General features: G+C 38.4%; 12 protein-coding genes. 6 read left to right on the top strand and 6 right to left on the bottom strand.

Features of this window, described 5'->3' with window-relative positions:
• Nucleotides 1–105: 105 nt before the first annotated feature.
• A complete protein-coding gene (locus P0077_RS15045) occupies nucleotides 106–978 on the bottom strand; it encodes an alpha/beta hydrolase (protein ID WP_276166031.1) in 873 nt (290 codons plus the stop codon).
• 63 nt (nucleotides 979–1041) lie between these two features.
• A complete protein-coding gene (locus tag P0077_RS15040) occupies nucleotides 1042–2235 on the bottom strand; it encodes a glycoside hydrolase family 88 protein (protein ID WP_276166030.1) in 1194 nt (397 codons plus the stop codon).
• A gap of 755 nt (nucleotides 2236–2990) precedes the next feature.
• Between P0077_RS15040 and P0077_RS15035 the strand changes: the two genes are divergently transcribed.
• Nucleotides 2991–6305, top strand: coding sequence for a SusC/RagA family TonB-linked outer membrane protein (locus P0077_RS15035; protein ID WP_276166029.1), 3315 nt, complete (start codon nucleotides 2991–2993; stop codon nucleotides 6303–6305).
• A gap of 20 nt (nucleotides 6306–6325) precedes the next feature.
• A complete protein-coding gene (locus P0077_RS15030; protein WP_276166028.1) occupies nucleotides 6326–8227 on the top strand; it encodes a RagB/SusD family nutrient uptake outer membrane protein in 1902 nt (633 codons plus the stop codon).
• 94 nt (nucleotides 8228–8321) lie between these two features.
• On the opposite strand, the gene P0077_RS15025 is transcribed toward P0077_RS15030, so the two are convergent.
• Nucleotides 8322–12488, bottom strand: coding sequence for a hybrid sensor histidine kinase/response regulator transcription factor (locus P0077_RS15025; RefSeq protein WP_276166027.1), 4167 nt, complete (start codon nucleotides 12486–12488; stop codon nucleotides 8322–8324).
• Nucleotides 12489–12900: 412 nt separating this feature from the next.
• On the opposite strand from P0077_RS15025, the gene P0077_RS15020 reads away from it, so the two are divergent.
• Nucleotides 12901–14031, top strand: coding sequence for an MBL fold metallo-hydrolase (locus P0077_RS15020; protein ID WP_276166026.1), 1131 nt, complete (start codon nucleotides 12901–12903; stop codon nucleotides 14029–14031).
• 544 nt (nucleotides 14032–14575) lie between these two features.
• On the top strand, nucleotides 14576–15361 hold the full coding sequence (locus tag P0077_RS15015; protein ID WP_276166025.1) for a phosphatase PAP2 family protein: 786 nt from the start codon (nucleotides 14576–14578) through the stop codon (nucleotides 15359–15361).
• A 228-nt stretch (nucleotides 15362–15589) separates the two neighbouring features.
• Here P0077_RS15015 and P0077_RS15010 read toward each other — a convergent pair whose 3' ends face one another.
• The gene (locus P0077_RS15010; RefSeq protein WP_276166024.1) at nucleotides 15590–17104 is read right to left on the bottom strand and encodes a Do family serine endopeptidase; all 1515 of its coding nucleotides are present in this window, start codon (nucleotides 17102–17104) and stop codon (nucleotides 15590–15592) included.
• Nucleotides 17105–17480: 376 nt separating this feature from the next.
• Between P0077_RS15010 and P0077_RS15005 the strand changes: the two genes are divergently transcribed.
• Nucleotides 17481–17930, top strand: a complete 450-nt coding sequence (locus P0077_RS15005) for a ferritin-like domain-containing protein (protein ID WP_276166023.1) — start codon at nucleotides 17481–17483, stop codon at nucleotides 17928–17930.
• Nucleotides 17931–18308: 378 nt separating this feature from the next.
• Here P0077_RS15005 and P0077_RS15000 read toward each other — a convergent pair whose 3' ends face one another.
• Together P0077_RS15000 and P0077_RS14995 are read right to left on the bottom strand one after the other, a co-directional pair.
• Nucleotides 18309–19967 carry a hypothetical protein gene (locus tag P0077_RS15000; protein ID WP_276166022.1) on the bottom strand — a complete coding sequence of 553 codons (1659 nt, stop codon included), beginning with the start codon at nucleotides 19965–19967 and terminating at the stop codon, nucleotides 18309–18311.
• 287 nt (nucleotides 19968–20254) lie between these two features.
• On the bottom strand, nucleotides 20255–20737 hold the full coding sequence (locus P0077_RS14995; protein ID WP_276166021.1) for an arsenate reductase family protein: 483 nt from the start codon (nucleotides 20735–20737) through the stop codon (nucleotides 20255–20257).
• 895 nt (nucleotides 20738–21632) lie between these two features.
• Between P0077_RS14995 and tkt the strand changes: the two genes are divergently transcribed.
• A complete protein-coding gene (gene tkt / locus P0077_RS14990) occupies nucleotides 21633–23636 on the top strand; it encodes a transketolase (RefSeq protein WP_276166020.1) in 2004 nt (667 codons plus the stop codon).
• The last annotated feature ends 21 nt before the right edge of the window (nucleotides 23637–23657 follow it).

The raw sequence follows: 23657 nt of genomic DNA, 5'->3' as shown, positions 1-23657 counted from the left end.
CAAAAAAAGTAATGATAACAGACTTTGCTTTTGATGAAATATATAACTCAAAAAAAATATCCACTTAAACTTCATACTACGTAACAAGATACTTATTGATATTATTTAGATTGTTGGCTTCCCCTTTATATACCCTAACGATTCTAAAAACACATCTGCCTCATGTGTGGTTTTTCTATAAAATTCACCGTTACTTCTATCCTTATTAAAAAAACCATGGGTTTGATCCTTGTATAAAAAAAGATCACATCTGCTTCCTACCTCTTCCATTTTTGCTTTATACTTTTCTACCGTGGCTGTAGGTATCAATGCGTCTTTTCTTCCTAGAAAAATTATAGTTGGCGGTGTTCCTTTTTTTATGTTATGCATTGGTGAGAATTCAACGTAACGCTCCCCTATTCTATCATAACCGTACCCCTCTTTACTATTATCTATGACAGGGTTAAATAATACCAATGCATTTGGAACTGAACTTATATTCATATCATCACTGGTCTCATCCAGTCCGGTTAAAGTGGCGGTGGCAGCGGCTAAATGTCCTCCTGCAGATCCTCCTGAAGCTACAATCCTATCATCGTCTATCTGAAATCTATCAGCATTACTTCTTACAAATCGCATAGCGGATTTTGCATCGCTCACTGCTTCAAAAGGTGTAGTCTTATGTCTGGATTTCACTCTGTAATCCACCAAAATACCGATCATACCTCTTGATGCGAAGTATTTGGCTTGATTTTCAAACTGTTTGGTCGTGCCTCCGTTCCATCCGCCTCCAAAAAAGAAAACAATAGCAGGGTAAGTTTTCTTGCGTTTTATGTTTTGGGGATATATGAATTCCATTTTTAAGGTATCACCATCTACCACCTTATAAATCAATTCACTAGGCAAGGACGACACAGCAGCCGTTTCTTTTTGAGCTTGGGCCGTGGTCATGACCACCAGCATTAAAATTGATCCTACTTTAATTTTTAAATTATTCATCTGAAATATATTTGTTGATTCACAGTTCTTGATAAATTTAATAATCTTGACTGCAATATCTATTTATTCCGATGCTTCTAACTTTTTTAAACGCAACAGCGCCTCCATATAGTAATAATCGGCATAAACAATAGGGACATCTATTTCAGAATTTCTAGGATGATGTCCTGTAGAATGTAAAAGAAGAGCTTGGTTGGCATCTCCGCTATAATAAGGAGCGTTAGACAATTTTTCTATCAAAATCTTGGCTGCCTCAGTATATTTTTGTTTCTGTTCCAAATCCTCAACCAATCCTGCAAGTTCTAACATGCCACTAGCTGCTATTGCGGCCGCAGATGCATCTTTAGGCGCATTGGGGATTTTTGGGTCGTCAAAATCCCAATAAGGAATACCATCTTCTGGCAAACGCTCTAAAAAATGGTCCGTAAGTTTAATAGAAGTGTTCAAAAAGTCCTTGTTTCCCGTTTCTCTATAGGCAATGGCAAAACCGTAAATTCCCCATGTCTGTCCTCTTGCCCACATAGAATCATCTGCATATCCTTGATGGGTAACACCTTTCAAAAATTCGCCGGATTCACCATTAAAAGAACCTAAGTGGAACATAGAAGCATCATCACGTACCAAATTATCCATAGTTACTTTAGCGTGACTTTCCGATAACTCATACAAATGTTTACTACCCCCGTTCTTCGCTGCCCAAAAAAGCAATTCTAAATTCATCATATTATCCACAATAGTATTGTGGTCATATTCATCTTTTTTTATAGGCCATGACAGGATACTACCCACATTTGGGTTGTATAAAGTAGCCAAGGTATCCGCAGCAGCCAATAACACTTTTTTGTATTCTTCTTTTTTGGTAAGGCGATATCCGTTACCATAACTACAATATAGCATGAATCCAATATCATGGTTTTCTGCAGGGCTGTAAGCTATCTTTTCTAACGCTTCGGTAGATTTCATAGCATTACTTTTTAAGCCTGCATCGTTAGAGTGCTCATAGGCATACCATAATATACCAGGCCAAAAACCACTACACCAATCACGGGCGCCCACCATTTCCCAATTGGTCTGACCTTCGGGTATATTTCGTGGAAAATCACTTACGTTTTGTATTGAAGATTGTGCTTCCTTAATTTTCTCTACACTCTGGTCAAGTACTTTCTCCGGAGAGAATTGAGCAATTTCCTTCTTTTTGGAGGCGCATGAAAACAGTATAAACGAAACAAATAAAATTAATGATAGCCTTATTCTCATCTGAAGTAATTTTAGAACCTTAATAAGGTTCATTAAAGTATGGTTTATTGATTGCTGAAAAACGGAAGGGTCAGTACTTCTAAGACTAAAATTTCGAATTTTTAAGAAGTAGTTTACACCTTGGTTTTCTCTCTGTACAATTTTACCTAGAATGGAAATAAGGACTCATAAATTATGATGCATAAGCTATAAAATAGTGGCCTTTTACAGTTTTTTTGGACGAAAATCATACCCAAAATGTGCACACCCATATATTTTAAGTGTTTTTGATACGATTCTCTTTTTGCCATCTTAAAAGGATATTGAACCTCTTACAATTTAAACGGATTTTTTCCGTCAGCAACAATACCCTATGGAATTTCTTGGTCCATAGTCAAATCAAATCACCTACATTTTCTACAAAAAACCAATGAATATAGTAGCTGCGAAAGCACAACCCAAGTGAGCATAACCTTTTTCATAGTTCTAAGTTGAAAATTCCTGTCAATGAAACAAGCTATATTTAGTTAAAAACCTAACTATTCTATGCATGGTTTTTCTATCATTATTTCAGTTTTATAAACTGAAATTTTTATCAATATTTTAATTTAAAGCCATTGAAACTGATAATGAACAATAGTTTACAGTCATTGAATAATAATTTATCGGTTCTGGCCTCTATTCTCTTTAACATTGGCTTAACAATTTAATCGGCTCGTGTGTAGCTCATATGAATCGGAAAATTAATTCAACAAAAACTATTAAATAACACTTTTATGACCACTGAAAAAAACTATCGATCCAACTTGAAGTATGTGGCCGGTCTTTTAGGAATCTTAACATTTCTTATTAGCGGCACATGTACTAAACTATATGCCGCTACAGGCAGTAGTAGTATTCCGGACATTACAGATGTTCAAGACATGACCATAAGCGGTACTGTAATAGGTGCAGAAGACGGCCTACCAATCCCCGGGGCCAACGTAATCGTAAAAGGAACCAACACCGGTACCACAGCTGATTTTGACGGGAATTACTCTATCAACGTTCCTTCTACCAATAGTATACTCGTATTCTCTTCCATTGGGTTTGCTTCTCAAGAAATTACCGTTGGTAACAATACTACAATCAATGTTTCACTAGTTACTGATGTTGCTGCTCTAGATGAAGTTATTGTCGTCGGATTCGGAACGCAGAAAAAAGCCACCCTTACCGGTTCTGTAACACAAGTAAAAGGTGAAGATATTATGAAAGGTAAAGGAACCTCAAATGCTGCACTGGCCTTACAAGGTGAAGTACCTGGCGTTGTTGTGACCCGTACCTCTTCTCGGCCAGGTAATGAAGGTACCAACATAAAAATTCGTGGCGACATTTCGGTTAATAATATAGGTCCACTCATCTTATTGGACGGTCTTGAAATACCAGAATGGCAACTTGCTACCTTAAATGCAAATGATATCGAATCTTATTCAGTCTTAAAAGATGGTGCTGCCGCAATATACGGTACCAAAGCTGCAGGTGGTGTTATTTTAGTGACCACTAAAAAGGGTAAACAAGGTAAGATAAAAGTAAATTATAAGGGGGAAACACAAATGAACATTCCTCATGATTTTCCTACTGCCAACCTACAAGAATGGGCCCAGCTATGGCTGCAAGCTGGAGACAATGATGGAATCAGTTATGTAGATACAGATGGTGTAACACAGCAAGCCGCATCTAACTATCGCTTTTTTACTAGAGAAGAGTTAGTTTCAATCGGAGATGGCACATTACCGATGGCCCCTGATTCTTATTTCTGGCTCGGTAAAGACCATAGATTTGAAGACATAAACCAGTTCGATGCCATTTATGGTTCTACCCTTTCTCAACGACATGACCTTTCTGTTTCAGGTGGTAGTGAAAACGCTACGTATAGAAGTTCAATTGGGTATGCAAACGAAAGATCTCCTATATCTTTTGTATACGATGGTGCGAAGAAGTACAATTTTAGAACCAATCTTACCTATGATATAAGTGATATGTTTAAGACAGAACTTATTGTATCTTATGACAATAGGCTAGTAGACGAGCCGACCCAAGGTGTTGGTCATGGGGTTCAAGATATGTACCTCTTCCCTCTTTACAACCCGCAAGGTCAATACTACGATATTTTTGGTGCCAACAATTTACTTGCTAAGCTAGATGAAGGTGGCCGCATTAAGAACAAAGAAGAAATTTTTCGCTTAGGTGGTGTAATCACAATAAATCTAGATAAGTATGTAAAAGGGTTATCTTTTAAATATAATGGTAATTTCAGCTCTCGTAATGGTAGAAAAACTGAAAGAACAACTTCTGTAACCATGTATGACTGGGAAGGCAATGTAAGTTTTACGCCCACCACCTTGTTAACCTCAGGAGTAAAAATTTACCAAACAGAAATTATGTTTCAAAACCATGTAATGCAAGCAAATTACAACAGGTCTTTTGGCAAGCATAATATCGGACTTCTTTTAGGTATGACATCTGAAGAAGAGCAAGTGTATAGATATTTCCAATCACGCTCCAACATGGCCTCAGATGAATTAGACGACATAAATACAGGTGATGTTACTACCCAAGTAAATGGCGGGTCACCCAAAGACGCAAACGGAAACACTTTTAACTCAGGTAGTAATGCAGTCGGACTTGTATCCTACATTGGTAAAATAAACTATGACTACGATGGAATTTATCTTCTAGAGGCTTTAGGGCGCAGAGATGGTTCTTCAAGGCTACACCCCGATTACCGATGGAAAAATTTCTTTAGTGCGTCAGGAGGTATTCGTTTATCAGAAATGGAATTTATGAAAGATGGTTTCTTCAACAACTTAAAGTTACGAGCTTCTTATGGTGAAACAGGTTCCGTTACGGGCATAGGCGCTTATGACTATATTTCAAATATAACCGCAGGTACCACAATTTTTGGGGCTACACCAGCTTTAGCCAATACCGCAAGAATTGCCTCGCTTACCTCTACTGAAAGAACTTGGGAGCGTGTTGCCACTACCAACTATGGTGTTGATTTTTCAGTATTCAATAGCCGTTTAAGTGGTTCCGCTGAATATTTTAACAGGAAGAATAATGACATGTTAATTCCTATAACCTATCCACAAGTTCTAGGAGCTTCTGCACCTAAAACCAATAGTGGTGATTTTGAAACCAATGGTTGGGAAGTTTCTCTAAACTGGCGTGATCAAATTGGAGATTTAAAATACAACATAGGAGTTATGGTCTGGGACAGTAAAAGCGAGGTTACCCGTATGGAAGGCGCCACAGCTATTAATATAGGGGTTAACAAATCCAGTGGAACAGATGCTAATATTATTGAAGGTAAACCTCTAAATGCCATTTACACCTATAAAACAGATGGTTATTTACAAACTGAAGACCAAGTTTTAAACTATTACAACCAATATGGTTTTGTAGACCCTGAAAATCAGTTAGAGATGAAAGCCGGTACAGTTCTGCCTAATTACAGAAGTGCAGACCGTTTAGTACCAGGTACCGTAAACCGTATTGATGTTAATGAGGATGGTATAATTAACCAAGATGACCTCGTATATTTTGGTGATGCCAACCCTCATAAAAGTTATGGAATTAACCTTGGCCTAGAATACAAAGGGTTCGATTTCAGTGCATTCTTTCAAGGTGTAGGAGAGCAAAACATTGTTAGAGAAGGAGCTTTGGCTTATCCTTTTAGTAGTTGGTGGACAAACCAAAATTCTGCTTTCTTAGACACCACGTGGACCGCAGACAACCCGAACGCAGATTACCCTGCGAGTTTTTATAATGGTCAAAGAAAAAACTGGAACTACGGCCACACCAACGATATAAATGTTATAAAAGCCTCATACTTAAGAGCCAAAGTGTTGACTTTGGGTTATTCTTTACCTCAAGAAGTTTTAGGGCAGTCAGGGTTTGATAGAGTACGCCTCTCGGTAACCGGAAACGACCTATTCGTAATTTCAAATGTAAAAGATGGCATGGACCCGGAAATGGGCAGTAGTGCCAGTCAAGGTAATACCGTGCCTTATACATCGACTGTTTTATTAGGTCTTGAAGTATCTTTCTAACAAAACTAAACATCAATAAAATGAAAAATAAAAAATTAAATCAGCAAGTATCATATCTAGCTCTGCTTTTAGTGGTGGTCTTTTTAGGCGGATGTGACGACTATTTAGAACAAGTACCACAAGATTCGCTAAGTGAAGTGGTCTATTATGAAACACCTGAACAATTCACCAGTGCAGCAAATTTCTTTTATACGAGACTGGGCTTCGAATATGGAGATGAATCATCAGATTTATCGGGTAATATTTCAGGAGACCCTTTATATGGTCAGGGCAACACGATTACCCCAACCACCGATGATATCTGGGAAGACAATTACACCTATTTACGAGCACCAAATCAACTTATAGAAAAGGCTGAGGCCTACACAGGTGATATGGCCGATATAGCAGAACCTGTTGCCACCGCATATTTTTTTAGAGCTTGGCATCACTTTACTCTACTAAAACGATTTGGCGGTGTCCCATTGGCTACCGAAGCATTTAGTCTGGATTCAGATGAAGATATTATGGAGTTTTATGGTGCTCGAAATAGCCGATACGAAGTTATAGCACAAATTCTAAGCGACTTAGAAGTTGCGATAGCGGATTTACCTTCACAAAACCAATTGACCGACGATAAGCAAGGAAAAGTAACCCTAGAAGCTGCCAAATCATTTAAAGCACGTGTTTTGCTTTATGAAGCGACATGGGAAAAATACGTAGGCACAGCTACCGATGGTGATGGAACAAGTGAAGGTGCCGGTTCTACTGTACCAGCTAATTACCCGAGTATTGCTGACATGTTTTCACAAGCAAAACAAGCAGCCAAAGAGGTTATGGATAGTGGTGCTTTTGAATTATGGGATTATCGTAATGCCATCGGTGAAGACCATCTCTTCTACTTATTCAACCTAGAAGATGGTGGATCAAACCCTGCCGGTCTTTCAAAAGCTGATAATAAAGAATTTATTTTCCAAACGGTTTACGATTTCACATTACGAAAAATAAATCAAAACCTTACCCATGCAAAACCAATCAGTCCAACTAGAAAACTCATGGATATGTATCTTTGTACCGATGGTTTACCGGTTCAACATTCTGCCGTTTTTGAAGGGTATGATGAAATGTCATCAGAATTTCAAAATCGTGATTTTAGGCTAAAAAGTTTTATAAAAGAGCCTTTAGAGCAGTATTGGGGATGGGGTTCAAACACTAACGGTGGAGGTGCGCAATATGGTGTTGCTTTTGAAGATAGTGGAATTACTTTTGATTATATATATGTACCTCAATTGACATCTCCCGGTGGTGCAAGAAACGTAGGATATCAAGGTAGAAAATTTACCACTGAATATAGATTAAGAGAAACAAGGGAAGAATCTTATAACTACCCCCTAATACGTCTAGCAGAAGTTCTGCTTATTTATGCAGAAGCAGTTTGCGAAATGAATGGTGGTACTATCTCAGATGGCGACCTTAATATCTCTATTAACAAAATCAGAGAACGCTCAGGGGTTGCCCCATTATCAAATGCACTAATCGCACCGTATCCCGATTTGAATATGTTAGGTGAAATACGTCGTGAACGTGCTATTGAATTAGATGGTGAAAATTTCCGTTTCGATGACTTAAAACGCTGGAATGTAGCTATTGAGACTTTGAATAAAAATGTATGTCTTAATTATATTGCTGGAACAGAGTTTGAGACAGCGGAAAACCCTCTAGACCCAGGAAACCCTATTTATGTTGCTGGAGCATTTCCTTACGGATTGACACAAACGGAACAAAGTCCTTCTACTTACCAAGGTATTGCATCAACTAAACCTGGTGCCCTAATCCTAGATCCGGCAGGTAACAGAAATTGGACTATTAAAAATTATGTTGATCCTATTCCAACGAATCAAATAGAGCTTAACCCGGCTTTAAATCAAAACCCAGGGTGGTAAAAGCTTTCGTTCTATACGAGAAAATCGTTTATTTAGTTTTGAGTTAGTTGAGCTGAAAAGCAGTTGTATTTATATACAGCTGCTTTTTTTATTTCTATTCAGTTTCTTGCTTTTCTATAAACTCCGTAGGGGTAACATCAAAAAGTTCCCGGAATGTTTTACTGAAGTATGCCGTAGAATTGAAACCGGTCATATACGAAATCTCCTTTATGGAATATTGATTCTCCTTTAAAAGTTCAGAAGCTTTACGCAATCGCACGGTACGCATAAAATGACTGGGATTATTGCCCGTTAATGAGTTAATTTTTCGGTATAGCTGAGACCTTCCAATGCCTAATTCTTTAAGAAGGTCTTCTTGCTTAAAGTCCATATCACCCACATTGTCCAAAATAGTCTTTGTGACCTTATCTAAAAACACCTCATCAATATTGTTGGTGGTAACCTCACTGGCCGGAATAATACCTCCTATTTCTGAAAATCTCTGGCGCAATCTTTTCTTGGTTTCCAGCAGGTTATTAATTCGGGCAATCAAAACGCGTGTTACAAAAGGTTTTGAAAGATAACCGTCCGCCCCACTATCATACCCCTCAACCTTATCATCATCTAAACTTTTCGCCGTTAAAAGAAGTACCGGAATATGACAGGTTTCAAATTCGCTCTTAACGGCTTTACAAAGTTCAAAACCATCCATTATAGGCATCATTACATCGCTAATAATAATATCCGGCAAATGTTTCTTAGCCATCTTTAGCCCTTTCTCGCCGTTGGCAGCTTGCTTCACTTGGTAAAACTCCATCAAGTCATTTACCAAATGGGTTCGCAGTTCTTTATTATCTTCCACTACAAGTACGGTTGGGCGGTTCTTATCCTCAACTTGCTCCTTAAAATCTTTTCGTGTCACCAACTCATTGGTCGTAAGCATTTCATATTCCACGGCTTTCATGGAGTTGATTCGGAACTCATTCTTTATGTTCTCGGTACCGGCAGCTTCTTTATCTAAGTTCAATGGTAACTTCACTATAAACTTACTGCCTTTTTTAAACTGACTTTCAACGGATATATCTCCCCCATGCATTTCAACTAGGGCCTTGCTAAAGTTCAGTCCAATACCTGTTCCTGTTTTTGAAGGGTCTAGATTATAGAACCTAGAAAAGATGTTTTTCAACTGTACCTTATCCAACCCTCTACCGCTGTCCTCAACTATTATCTCTACATAATCACCCATTTTTTCTTTATAGAAAAAAACAGAATCGTAGGTTTTTACCTTTTGTGTGACCTTATGAATGGAAACCGTTATTGTTCCTTCCTGCGGTGTAAACTTTATGGCATTTGAGATTAAATTGGTAATTATTTTCTCCACTTTGTCCAAATCAAAATGAGCCAATATTGTTTCCGAATCTGCACTAAAAGTATAATTCAATTCCTTTTGATCGGCCAAACCTTTAAAGAGCATGAAAATGTCTTCGGAAAACTTAACAATGTTCCCTTTCTCTAATTGTAAAGGCATCATTCCTACATCCATCTTCCTATAGTCCAACAACTGATTTACCAAGTGTAACAATCTTCTGGCACTCCGCTGAATCGTTTGTGCAGAATTCATCATGGGACTAGACTCATTAATACTCGAAAGTATCTTGTCTACCGGATTCAAAATTAAAGTTAACGGTGTTCTGAACTCATGGGAAACATTTACAAAAAATTGTAGTTTCATCTGATCCAGCTCGTGTTGCTGATCTTCCCTTACTTTTTGCGTGTAGTAATTCATAATCACCCATAAAATAAGTCCGCCCGCAATTGCATACAGGGTATACATCCACCAGGTTTTCCAGAAAGGGGGTAAAATCTCTATGTTCAATTGGGTAGTGCCCGCCTCTGCCCATTTGCCATCAACAGAAGCTTTCACTTCAAAAATATAGTCGCCCGGCTGAAGGTTGGAATGATTTACTACCCTATTGTTGCCTATTTGAACAAAATTATCATCAAGTCCGTGCATCTTATAAGCATATTGGACCTGTTCTGGATTTTCAAAGTAAAGGGAGACAAACTCAAAAGAAATATAATTTTCATCATATTTTAATTTGATGTTTTTACCAGCGTCTAAATCGTCTTTTATAAGCACACGTCCGTTTAATGAATCGCCTTTTACAATCTTTTTATTGTTAAGTTTAAAGTCGGTAATTAAAGGTTTAAGTTTAACAGCTTCCGGTAGCTTAATATGATCTGGGTGAAAAATATTAAATCCGTTAATACCGCCCGCCAATATGCGGCCATCCATTGTTTTTTCTATGGATTTTGTCTGAAACTCGGAACCTTGCAATCCATCATGAGCATTAAAGTTCCTAATCTCGTCCTTTTCAGGATCAAGAAAGGACAATCCACTTTTTGTGGTAATCCAAAAATTATGATTGTCATCCTCCTCAAGCCCCACCACCAGGTTATTGGGCAGCCCATCTAGCGAGGAATATGACTTTATTGGCTTTAACTCTTTATTGAGTACAAAAATCCCAGAATCTGTACCCAACCAAATATTATCTTTGTGATCTTGTGTTATATAATTGATCCTATTGCCTTCAACCCCTTTTTCGTTGACTCTCCCAAAATCAATTTCCTCTGGTGCAAACTCTTTTAAGTTATTTAGTTCCACCACGTTCAACCCTAGTGTAGTTCCTATTAATAAACGTTCTTTTGAATCAACAAACAGATATAAAATTATATTACTAGTTAACCCAATATCTTTAATGACGGTGTTCTTATAGGTATAAAAAGTCTCCGTTCTAGGGTCTAAAATATTCAGGCCTTCCGTTCGTAAACCAAGCCATATTCTATTTTGAGAATCCTCGGTTCCCGCCCACACGGAATTCTGGTCAATAGATTGCGGATTATTAGCACTGTGTTGATACTGTTCAAAAACCTCCGTTTCCGAATCAAAACTATTGAGACCGCCATCTAGGGTACAGATCCAAATTTTTCCGTTAGACGACTCAAATGTGTAAAGTATTTTATCGGAAGAAAGCGAATTATTGTTTCCTGCTACATGATTATAATGCCTGTACGATTCATTTTTTTCATCGAACAAATTAAGGCCTCCATTATACGCTCCCAACCAAATTCGCCCTTTTGCATCTTCTAGCACGGATTGTATTATTTTCTCACTAAGTCCTTTTTCATTGTTCGGCTGGTAATAATAGTGACCAAAAGAATATTTAGAAGGATCTAACTTACTCACCCCTTTATCATAACTGCCAATCCATAAAATGCCGCTACGGTCCTCATAAATTATAGAGGGTTTATCATTGGCCAAGGAAAAAGGATCAAAAAGATTATTAACGATTTGTCTTGTTATTTGATCCGTTTTCTTATCGTATAAAAAGATACCTTCACCATCCGTAGACAACCATAAAATACCCGTATCATCTTGGTAGATGTTACTGACCGGAATATGGGAATTCGCCAAAGAAAAGTGCCTGAATTCATTTTTATCTCTCTTCCAAATAATCATATTGGACAGGTCGTTACCAATCAAAAAATCGCCCTCGTCATCTATAAATACCCTCTTAGGAATATGGTTAAGCTCATAGGGTCTTTCACTTTGGATAAACACTCGGTCAAAATCGTCCTTAGAGCGGTCGTACCGGTTGAGATGTTGACCATCGGTAGTAATCCATAATTCATTATTGGCTGCGGTAAGAATGGTGTTTACCTGATTATTGTCTAAAGAACGATTGTTTGAAGTGTCATTTAGGTAATAAGAAATTTTAAGGTTCTGCAAATAATCGGATTCCCCTAAATTAATTTTTATAGCTCCGTTTTGTGTAGCTACCCATATTGCATTCCCCGTTAGGTCATAGACCACATCGTTAATTATCTTTCTAGGACTGCTGGATAATGACAAAGGACCGTACAGATCTATAAGCGTAAATTTATTGGTCTGCCTATCATAAACGTTTAAGCCGTTATTCGTCCCTACCCATATTCTACCAAATTTATCTTCGGTAATGGTATTGACCCTATTGTTACTAATAGATGTAGGGTCATTTAAAACCGACCTGAAAATTTCAAATTCATACCCATTATATCTATTGAGTCCGTCTATGGTTCCAAACCATAAAAAACCCTCTTTATCTTGAAATATTTCTGAGCAGGTACTACTTGATAAGCCTTCCGGTGTCTCAAAATTTTCGAATTTTAAAGTGTTAAATTGAGCACTCAATGTGGTTGAGAACAGGAGAAAAAAAAAGTAAACATTCTTAATTGTAACCATATATGGCTTGGCTTTAATTTACGTGGTAAACAACGGATATTATTTACCGACAAAATCTACGAAAAGATGCATTAATAGTATAAGAAAACCGATACTTATTTATCTCGTTAACTACATTTTTATAAAATTTGATGAATAGAAAGGCTTAATCTATATGTTAATCTCTATTTCCTAATCCAACTAAAAAATTAAAACACGGAACCAGTCTTAGCTTTTCCGTATTTTGTGATCCAGAAAAATAGACAATTGAGCAATATGCTACATTACACCCTGAACTGTCGTATACAAAGATTTTAAAAACCAATTCTTCAATTATTCAATACGCATTATGGCTGCTCATTATATTATATCGATTTAAATCCTTTAACGAAAGAATACTAATTACCCAGTAAACAAACCAATCCATGTTACCATGCTAAAAATTCTAAAAAAAATTATTAAGTATCTATTCATTTCAATTCTTTCGATTATAGTATTCTTAATTATTGCCGCCACTATTTTTGTAAATACAAGTCCACAAATAGGGCAACGACCTGTGGGAGAGGATTTGAAGCGTATTCAAAACTCCCAAAATTATAGTGAAGACGTATTTGTCAATGAAATTGAAACAAGCCCTGGCAATATTTGGAAAGCAATGCAGAAAATGCCGGAAATGTTATTTAACGATACTAAAAACCCACATAAACCATTGCCTGTTGCCTTCTTAAAAGAGTCCGTGCAAGCTACTGACAGTCTAACGCACATAACATGGTTTGGACATTCCGCTTTTCTCGTAGAATTGCAGGGCAAACGAATTCTTATTGACCCTATGTTAGGTGACGTTGCCTCTCCACTTCCTTTTGGCACCAAACGTTTTGCCTATCAAAAACCGATTCCCCTAGATCAATTAACGAATATTGATGTAGTTATTATATCACACGACCATTATGACCATTTAGATTATCCAACTATTAAAAAAATAAAAGACGATGTAAAACATTTTATCGTTCCATTGGGGGTTGGTTCGCACCTTAAATCATGGGATATTTCGGCTAAAAAAATCACGGAACTAGATTGGTGGGAAGACACAAATTTGGCCGGCGTTCAATATACCGCAGCACCTTCACGCCATTTTTCAGGACGTGGACTTACTGACCGCGATGCTACCCAATGGGCCAGTTGGGCCATAAAATCCGATACTACCACAATTTACTTTAGCGGCGATGGTGGTTATGGACCCCATTTTAAGGAAATAGGCGATAAACTAGGTCCTTTTGATTTTGCCATGTTGGAATGTGGACAGTATAATGAAGCTTGGAGTAATATTCATATGATGCCCGAAGAAACCGTACAAGCCGGATTGGATGTAAACGCCCAAATTACCATGCCCATTCATTGGGGCGCTTTTAGATTGGCTCCGCATGGATGGACGGATCCCGTAGTTCGTTTTACCAAAACTGCCAATGAAAAACAGTTACCCTACATCCTTCCTAAAATAGGCGTACGTTTTCAACTTGGTAAAGACTACCCCAAGAAAGAATGGTGGTCAGAGGTTTTAAACTAGTAATCCCTTCGCACTGGGAGTGCAGGGATTTAAATCAATTAAACAGTCCCATATTCTTTCTTTCACCACATTTCATTCAGTAGATTCAGCTTTTTATCAGTTTTACCTTGTACCCTGTTAATCCATAAAAAATAAGGTATACGTAACATAACATAGGCACCAAAAAGGACATTTGAATACCAACTTCATCTACAACCGCCCTGTTAACAATAGGTACAATGGCTCCACCCACAATCATCATAACCAATAACGATGACGCTTGGCTTGTATATTTTTCTAAGTCTTTAATTGCCAGTGTAAAGATAAATTAGAAATGAAAAAATTCGACCAGCTACAAATAGGATTATAAAGCATCTTTTTGAGTACATTTCTGAACCTTTGGGCAATAACCAGATACCCCTTCCTTTGCCCCTATAAAAACCGATTTTCTATTTTTTAGCGATATTATTTTCCGCAATTACAGCAGCCTTAGTGTATGAAATCGCCCATCTTGCCATCAAACAAATTCATGCAACGTCTTACATTATATTTTTTGCTCAGCGTCGTGTTCCTATCGTTAGAGGTAAGAGCACAAACATCGGATTCCCCCTATGAATGGAACTGGAAAATAGATGGCCCATGGCTCGCCGCCGGATTCGGAGGCACCGCCGGAGGGCTTTTAATTGGAAGGGAAAAGAAAGATTTTACCGAGGCTGAACTCAACGATTTAGAAAAAAATGACGTTTTCGTACTCGATCGCTGGGCCGCTGGTAATTATGACAAAAATGCCGATTTAATTAGTGAATACCCATTTTACGGTTCCTTTGCCGTGCCCTTCGCCCTTTTGTTCGATAAAAGGGCCAATAACCATTCAGCACAAGTATTAGGGTTGTACATTGAAAGTCTTTCCACCACATCCGCCTTGTTTACCATTACGGCCGGACTGACCAACAGGGCCCGACCCTTGACTTATAGTGAAGAAGCCCCAATGGGCAGGCGAATGCGCAAGAACAGCAAGCGTTCGTTCTATTCCGGTCATGTAGCCGCAACGGCCACCGCACTCTTTTTCGCAGCGAAAGTATATGCGGACTTTAATCCCGATTCACCATTACGTCCCTATTTTTGGACGGCCGCTTTCGCCATACCCGTAGGGGTTTCCTATTTCCGTTTAAAGGCCGGAAAACATTTTTTGACAGATATTGTGCTGGGCTATACCCTGGGTGCCTTAACTGGATATTTAGTACCGGAACTGCACAAACGCAAAGACAGCTCACTGAGTGTATATCCGAAAATAGAAAGGACTCCTTTCGGCGAGGAAGCGACGAGTCTGGCGGTTAGTTTTAAATTTTGATTTTTTTGGAGTGGAAATCATGAAGTTTCTATAGCAGAAGGCTCATACCATAATATGTTTATTAGTAGCTAAGAACTATTAAGTCGAATATTTAGCTGCAATCGGTGTTATAGTTTCAAATAAGGAGTTGTTCATGAACTATTGAAACAATTAGTGCTTCTGAAAAAAGAAACCCCACCAGAAATTTTCCGGCGGGGCTTCCCACATAAACAACTAACCAACTTAAAATTAGCTCACTCCGAAAGCGTAGTATTTTTTACCTGGAGCATCTTCATAGACACCTTCCAGCATAACCCCGCCTTCTTTACTTTCAAGGGTTGCGACCACATCTTTGACATCGGTTACCTTTTTACCATCAATATGGGTAATAATAAATCCGGTGCGTATTTGGGTCTGTTGGCGCAATTGCCCTGCATATAGATTTTTGATTTTAACACCACCATCGATACCCAATTTCTTGGCGGTCGCCTTATCAACAGTCTCGAAATCAGCACCCAGGAAATTCAATACTTCCTTGTTTTCCTTTTTGATCATGTCGGTAGTACCGTTAGCATTTTCAAGGGTAACCTTAAGTTCCACCTCTTTTCCGCCACGGTTCACGACCACATCTAGTTGGTCACCGGGTCTATGCTGAGCCACAATTTCTTGTAATCTAGGCGAAGTAGTAACCCTAATATCATCGATTTTCACCAAAACATCTCCAGCCTTCATGCCCGCTTTATCCGCAGCACTATTTTCGCCTACGTTTTCGATCCAGACTCCATGCACGAAATCCATGTTCTTTTCTTTTGCCATACTACCGTCCATGGTACGGATGCTCACTCCGAGCATTCCACGCTGTACACCTCCATATTTGAGTAGGTCTTCTACCACTTTAGTAACGATATTGCTGGGAACAGCGAATCCGTACCCACTATAGCTTCCGGTCTTGCTGGCAATAGCAGTGTTAATACCCACAAGGTTTCCTTCTAAATTGACCAAAGCACCACCACTATTTCCCGGGTTGATGGCCGCATCGGTCTGAATAAAACTCTCTACCGCAAATTGCTCTTTATTGATATTAATATTACGTGCCTTGGCACTAACGATACCTGCAGTAACGGTAGAAGTGAGGCTAAACGGGTTCCCGATGGCCAGTACCCATTCGCCGATTTCGACATCGTCGGAGTTGACCAAGGAAATAGATTTAAGGTTATCGGCTTTGATCTGTATCAACGCCAAGTCCGTAGTTGGATCGGTACCGATTACCGTAGCTTCATAAGTTTCATTATTGTGCAAGGTAACTTCCAATTCTTGGGCATTATCTATTACATGGTTATTAGTTACGATATATCCTTTTTCATTGATGATAACCCCTGAGCCCGAACCGACTTGGGGTCGTTGCTGCATACCACCTTCCGGCATTTGAAAGCGATCCCCAAAAAATTGCTTAAAAGGGTCGGGAAGTTCGCGGGGCATTCCCTGTTTGTTCCCAACGGACTGCGATTGTGTGGCTTTGATATGTACCACGGCATCCAATACCTTTTCAGAGGTATCCGTAAAATCCAGAGGTGTAATATTTCCTTCTTTATCTGCCGTATAGAGTACGTGCTTTCCATTGACCCCTTCCACCTTTTGTAGTGCAACGGTATCACTTTTTTCATCTGATAGATACTTTTGTCCGCCAATGACACCGACACTCACAGTCAATGCGATCAAAGCGGAAAAAAAGTACGTTTTTGTACTTGAACTGTGTCTTTTCATTTTCTGTTTTTTTAGATTATTAGAATTCAAATATGTTTTGAACAAGAAATGTGTGTATTACAAATTCATTTCCGGTTAAGCAAAGGGCATGCCACGAAGTGTGAGTATTTTCTTAAAATAACTTAAGAAGTTGCTAATATTTTTCGATGACCTCCTCCCCTGTTTAAGTATCGGTATTTACCACCGGGGTCGGGCTCCTTTACTATACCCCATACTATTTAAGGTTCTACGGATTTTTTTATATCCGTTCTAGTGGTAACTTCTAAACCATCATAACGGTTTATCTTTAAGGTCACTTTTATTCGCTTTTGTAGCAAGAAATATCCTGCAAAAACAGCAACTTTACTTTTATTAACCCAAATAAAATTAGAATATCATGGAAACAAAATATGACAAGTTAGTTGATCAATTAGAAGAGATATTAGAGAAAAATAGAGATGCCGAAAAAGGCTTTAAAAAAGCGGCCGAGAATGCAGATAGCCCAAATCTAAAAGCCTATTTTGAAAATAAGTCGCGTGAACGCGCCCAATTCAACAATGCGCTGAAAACGGAAATGATAGCCAGTTATGATTCTATTGATGACAATAGTAGTTTTACTGGTAACATACATAGAGCATGGATGGACATTAAAGCACTCTTTTCTGCCGATAATGATGAATCTATGTTGGAAGAAGCCATTAGAGGGGACAAAGCCGCTATAGAAGAATATGACGAGGTTTTGGACGATACTACACTGCCCGCATCAATAGCTGCTCTCATACGCGATCAAAAATTAAAAATTAGAACTGATTTAAATAAAATCAAGTCACTTGAAGATTTGGCTTAATAGTCAATACTTTATTAATCAATTAGGAGCTATTTTACAATAGCTCCTTTTTTTGTTGCACTATAAAGATTTTCTTTTCGAACACGGTTCAAACAAAAAATATTTGTTCATCCGGTATCTCTTACCCCATTCTTTTCTAATTGTATTCATAATTATTTGCACCTACTGGGCTTAGTGCAATCGCCATTATAAGCTAGAATTTTGGTAAGTGAGCAAAACAAATGCCCTTTCGCTCCGATCTTTGGGATATGCTTTCGTAGAAATTGTTGTGATTTCAACTTTGAAGCTAATTCCTCCCAATGTATCGGTGCGGATAGGGCATTATGATATATCTAGACAAACAAAGATTGTCTGGCATTCCTAAATGCAGGCAAATGCCTAACTTATTGTTACTACGCTACCTACCATAGCTGCTACAGCAGATAATATGGTTGTTAGAACTAGCCACCACGCTGCAGACATAGCTGTTTCTCTTGCATGCTCTGCTTTGATAACCGCTTTTCGCTCTATTTTCTTGACACGCTTAAGAGCTTCCTCTTCTATTTTTTCCACCTTACCAGCAAGCTGTTCTTTAGCACTCGTAATTGAGTTTATTACATCGTCAACCTGACTTTCTTCAACATACTTGTTATCGGAAATATATTTTTTTACGGTCTCAAGATCCAAAGAGGCCAATTGACTCTTGATATCTGCCAAACTTTTATTGGGATTATATACAGCATTTTGCACTTTTCTTCCTAAATCTTTAAGTTCAAAAGAACTACCTGAGTCTGCTCCAGTGAAATACGCCGTTACCTTAGAACTCACTTTATTTAATAGCTCATCACCGCTCGCCTGATTCACCTGATTGCTTACGGTTTTGAAAAGGTTTTCAATCTTGTCGGCATAATCGCGGATATCTTCTTTATTCAGATTGCTGTTGTTGGATAGAATATTAATTATATTTTCCCTATCCAACCCACTTGTTTGATCTTTTAAAATTGCCTTAATCATTTTTGGATGATTAATCGCTCCTTTAAGAAGTGTTCCCAATTTATCTGCGGACAAATCTTCTGGAGTGGCATTGGAAATGTAGTCCTTAATTTTCTGACTCCTAGTATCAATTTCCTTTTTATCTAAAGAGGTAAATTCTTCAACCACGTTTTTAACACCCTCTTCCCGACTATCTGCTTGGTCAAAATTTTCACTAATAACAGTGACTGCTTCTTTAAGTTTTTGAGCTTTGGATTGCTTATCGGCGTCAGGGCTTTTGCTATTTTCAGAAATAGCACTGGTTACCATCTGTTGTATGGCCATCCATTTACCAGTAGAATTCTCGGATTTGGATTCTTTCGCAATATCTTCCAAATCTTTCTTTATCGTATCCAGATTTGGAGTTCGTTCATCTATTCTACTAAAAAAGTGGTCAATGACCGAATTAACGGTATCAGAATCCATTCCATTATCAAACTCAGAACGCACTTTGTCTATCGTATGGTCTAAAATATTATCAACTTTCTGATAAGGTTTTGTCTCAAACATAGAGGTAATGGCGCTTGCACTATTTCGGAATCCATTGGTTATAGTAGTAACAAGATTACCTAGCAATGAACCTACAATACGGGTCTCTAGGTAGAATAATATTAGAAAAAACAGACCCCAAATAACCAGAGCTGTAGTAATGTTGGAAGCCGACGATTCCATAGTGCTAATATTCAAGGCCAAGGCCGTTGCGCCAAATAAAGCTATACTAGTAGTTACCAGACTCCATATTCCGAATAGTGAGGTATATTTCACCCCGGCATTAATCGTGTCATTCTCATCTTGCTCGTTTTCACTGACTTTTGCTTTGGATTCTGCATAACTGCTCTTCAGGTTGCCTATAGAAGTGACTCCAGCGGCCACAGAAATTGCAGTAAGAATTATCTGAAACACCAAAGCCAATATAACTCCGGATAAGATGGTTATAAAAAAATTGGAGTCGAGCATAAAATTGTTAGCAATAGAACCTTGTAATGCAAACGTGTCTACATATAAAAGAAATAAGTTATTTATCATGGTTAAATTTTTTATGTTAAACTAATGTTATACAAATACAACACTATTTAAAATAAAAAGGGTGCTCTAAGAATATCAATTTTAGCCTAATGAGTTGGTGTAATGACAGATATAAATCCCAATCTAAATGCGTCATTTTTCCGAAGTAAACCTATACCCTTAAACCTAACTTTTATAGCACCTTATCCAAGGTAATCGGCAAGTCCTTCACTCGTTTTCCAGTGGCATTGTAGACTGCATTGATATTAAATTTATGATAAGCTCTATATACTTTGGGCATCATACCCTCAATCCATTGAACCTTTCTTTTTTATTTCAGGTACGAATGTTTCCTTTTCGGTTTTCGAAGAGATTTCGGGACCACCCTCTGAAGGACTCTGTTCCAATCCCGCAGAATCAACACCGTAAAATGAAAGGATATCGGCTCGAGATTCTATTAATTTAGCCCTGTTATTTAAGATTGCGATAGGTTTTTGCAAAAGAAAAGGGTTCTTATCCAGAATCTTCAACCAGCCCGTAGTATCAAAACTACCTTCTTTAACTATTTCTGGAGCGCTCGGATGTTCCGTTGCCAGGAAGTCTTCAAATGGCATCCCCAGCATTTCTGATATCTCTGTCCATATGGTGTTCCCGAGGTTTTCTCTAGAAATATCTACAGTCCGGATTTTTTTCTCAATTCCCTCAACATACCCCAGAACTTTTCTGCCCAAATCCGATTCTGAACTATAGATATAGCTAATTTGTCTTTTATTTTTTGCTAATACACTCATTTTATTTTTTTTTAATAATTATCGTTTTCCTAAGGTTTCAGTTAGTGCTACGAATACGTTTACACCTGCTCCAGAATCACAACTTTTGAGAAACCTGTACTCCCGCTGCTCTTCCTTGCGGAGCGTATCCTATTTCAATACTAGAAGGACCGCTGTTTCTACATTAGAGCTTACTTGCGAAACTATACCTGGTAAATCCCTTTTTTGTAATGCATTATACCCAAAGACACTTTCCCTTAAATCAATAGCGGCTCTATTATCAAAGTGAGGGCTAGCCCTTAGAAAAAAACATATGAAAAATATAGGGAACAAGCTCAAATAGTATCTTTTACTCCCGAGGAATTTAACCGAATTAAAATTACCTGATACCATATTTTCCATACGCTACATTTTAATAAAATGCCTGCAAAAGAAGTATTTACAATTAGGTAAGTATAAGGTTTTAAGACAAAGAAAATTAACGGTTGAGTATTTTAAACGCCGAATCGGAGTATTTTTTAGCCCATTTAAAACTTTAACAAATTGGGTTTTTTAAGAAATATAAAAAGCTCATATCTCAAACCTCTATTGATGATAATGCCCGCAACAGAAGAATAAAGCTGGCTTATACTAAAGAAAAATTACAACTGAGAAGTCAATTTTAAAAGTAGAACTCTTTCTTTCAACAGTTCTTTACCGGAACCCATTCTCCACTTTTTTAAATCCCATAACCCTATTTTAAACACAGATGGTCAAACCACTTAAAATTTTGCTGACAAAAATTCGCTAGTTATTAGAACAACTTTCTGATGGATTACGTCAACACACTTAACAAACAAGATATAATTTCATGTAAACAATTGAAAATCAATTTTTTGAAACCTATAGCTGCTTAAATAAATATAATACTCCAAATATGAACGAAACTATACAGAATCTAGAAACAAAAGCGATTGACACCGTACGAATATTAGCTGCAGACGCAGTCCAAAAGGCAGAATCCGGCCATCCGGGTACAGCCATGTCCCTAGCCCCTATGGGGCATGTTTTATGGACGGAAGCAATGAACTACAGCCCTAAAAATCATAAATGGCCTAATCGTGACCGATTTATCCTTTCTGCCGGGCACGCCTGTATTCTGCAATACAGTTTCCTATACCTAACGGGATACGATATAAGTATGGAGGATATAAAGAATTTTAGACAACTACATAGCAAAACGGCAGGACATCCAGAGTATGATTTGTTAGATGGTGTTGAAGTAACTACCGGCCCGTTGGGACAAGGTTTTGCTAATGGGGTTGGATTTGCCATTGCGCAAAAGTTTCTGGCATCACGCTTTAATAAACCCGATTTTGAAATCTTTGATTATAACATTTTTGTTATTTGTAGCGATGGTGATATGATGGAAGGTGTTAGTGCCGAAGCTGCTTCCTTGGCAGGAAATCTAAAGTTGGGCAATATGATTTATTTGTACGATGACAATCATATTTCCATAGAAGGTGATACGGATATTACATTTCGGGACAATACCGCCAAAAGATTCGAATCATACGGCTGGCATGTGCAGGAGCTTGATGATGGCAATGACACAGAAGCTATTGCCAAAGCCATTGAAAAGGCGAAACAGGAAGAAGACAGACCATCGCTAATAAAGGTGCGAACACATATTGCCTACGGTAGCCCAAATAAACAAGATACAGCCGAAGCCCATGGTTCCCCGTTAGGAGATGATGAAGTGAAACTGGTGAAAGAGAATTTTGATTTTGATCCGGAAGAAAAATTCAATGTCGATGATGATGTACTGGAGTATTACCGTCAAACAGGTGATAAAGGAGCCAAGAAGGAGAAAGAATGGAATCAACTTTTTGAGCGGTATAAAGAAAAGTATCCTGAACTGGCTCAAGAATACGAGCAGATAACGGAAGGCAAATTACCCGATGGCTGGAGAGATAAATTACCTGTATTCGATTCCTCAGAAAAAATAGCGACCCGAAAAGCATCAGGAAAGGTATTGAACGCTATTGCGGAATATTTTCCTAATCTAGTTGGTGGATCGGCTGACCTTGCCCCCTCTACAGCGACCAATTTGGATGACTATGAATCGTTTTCATTTGAAAATTGGGGAGGTCGCAATTTCCACTTTGGAGTTAGGGAGCATGCCATGGGAGCTATTTTAAATGGTATGGCGTTAAGTGACTACCTCATCCCTTATGGCGCTACATTTCTCATTTTTTCCGATTATATGAGGCCACCCCTGCGCCTTGCCTCCATTATGAAAATCAGTCCTATTATGGTCTATACGCACGATAGCATTGGCTTGGGCGAAGATGGCACCACCCACCAACCTGTTGAGCAGCTGGCCGGATTGCGTTCTGTACCTGACCTGACACTCATACGCCCCGCGGATGCCAATGAGACGGCACAAGCTTGGCGGATAGCACTTGAACATACGGGTGGACCGTTAGCCTTGGTACTGACACGACAAGGACTTCCAGTTATAAACCAGGAAAAATACACCAAGGCCACAGCACTTGAAAAAGGAGCCTACATACTTTCCGAAGCCGATAATGAGCCAGATATTATACTTATAGGCACAGGCTCAGAAGTGCATTTATTGCTTGAGGCACAAATGAAGTTGAAAGATGAGGAAATATCCGCACGCGTGGTAAGCATGCCGTCCTGGGAACTTTTTGAAAAACAGGATAAAGACTATAAGGAAAAGGTATTTCCAGTATCAATTCGTAAAAGATTGGCTGTGGAGGCCGCATCTCCTTTTGGTTGGTGCAAATACGTAACGGATGAAGGTGACGTACTTGGTATTGAACGGTACGGTGAATCTGCGCCCGGGGAAGAAATTTTAAAGGAATATGGTTTTAGTGTCGAAAACGTAATTAAAAAAGCAAAAGCATTGCTTTAACAAAACTCAGAAAATTAAACA

Source organism: Zobellia alginiliquefaciens, from assembly GCF_029323795.1.
Taxonomy (GTDB): domain Bacteria; phylum Bacteroidota; class Bacteroidia; order Flavobacteriales; family Flavobacteriaceae; genus Zobellia; species Zobellia alginiliquefaciens.
Note: the sequence above shows the minus strand (reverse complement) of the source record. Positions and strands in the feature narration are given on the sequence as shown.

Coding starts and splice junctions, on each gene's coding strand:
- P0077_RS15005 (WP_276166023.1), top strand. CDS start 17,481: ATGGAAACAAAATATGACAAGTTAGTTGATCAATTAGAAGAGATATTA.
- tkt (WP_276166020.1), top strand. CDS start 21,633: ATGAACGAAACTATACAGAATCTAGAAACAAAAGCGATTGACACCGTA.
- P0077_RS15035 (WP_276166029.1), top strand. CDS start 2,991: ATGACCACTGAAAAAAACTATCGATCCAACTTGAAGTATGTGGCCGGT.
- P0077_RS14995 (WP_276166021.1), bottom strand. CDS start 20,737: ATGAGTGTATTAGCAAAAAATAAAAGACAAATTAGCTATATCTATAGT.
- P0077_RS15040 (WP_276166030.1), bottom strand. CDS start 2,235: ATGAGAATAAGGCTATCATTAATTTTATTTGTTTCGTTTATACTGTTT.
- P0077_RS15030 (WP_276166028.1), top strand. CDS start 6,326: ATGAAAAATAAAAAATTAAATCAGCAAGTATCATATCTAGCTCTGCTT.
- P0077_RS15045 (WP_276166031.1), bottom strand. CDS start 978: ATGAATAATTTAAAAATTAAAGTAGGATCAATTTTAATGCTGGTGGTC.
- P0077_RS15025 (WP_276166027.1), bottom strand. CDS start 12,488: ATGGTTACAATTAAGAATGTTTACTTTTTTTTTCTCCTGTTCTCAACC.
- P0077_RS15000 (WP_276166022.1), bottom strand. CDS start 19,967: ATGATAAATAACTTATTTCTTTTATATGTAGACACGTTTGCATTACAA.
- P0077_RS15010 (WP_276166024.1), bottom strand. CDS start 17,104: ATGAAAAGACACAGTTCAAGTACAAAAACGTACTTTTTTTCCGCTTTG.
- P0077_RS15020 (WP_276166026.1), top strand. CDS start 12,901: ATGCTAAAAATTCTAAAAAAAATTATTAAGTATCTATTCATTTCAATT.